This is a genomic window from Elizabethkingia argenteiflava, from assembly GCF_009904105.1.
Classification (GTDB): Bacteria; Bacteroidota; Bacteroidia; order Flavobacteriales; family Weeksellaceae; genus Elizabethkingia; species Elizabethkingia argenteiflava.
Map to the genome: position 1 here is coordinate 1 of NZ_JAAABJ010000179.1, position 305 is coordinate 305.

Consider the following 305-nt stretch of genomic DNA (forward strand, 5'->3'; position numbering starts at 1 on the left):
CTGAAGAAACGCGGTGTGGAAGATATTATGATTGCCTGCATAGACGGCCTGAAAGGTTTCCCCGAAGCGGTTGAGGCTGTATTTCCTAAAACCAGGGTACAACTTTGCGTGGTTCATCAAATCCGCTGCTCCATGCGCTATGTTCCTGACAGGGATAAAAAAGCGGTTATGGAGGCTATGAAGCCAATCTACAAGGCTAATAATGAAGAGCAGGGATATCAAAGGCTGCTTGCCTTTGAAGAGAAGTGGGCAAAAAAATATCCCCTGACCTGCAAATCCTGGCTGGACAATTGGTTAAATCTCTC

The 305-nt window shown here is 46.2% G+C and carries 1 protein-coding gene; it reads left to right on the forward strand.

The genetic code is table 11. The features are described from left to right. On the forward strand, positions 1-305 hold a 305-nt coding region (locus GNY06_RS01425), incomplete at both ends, for a transposase (RefSeq protein ID WP_176589933.1).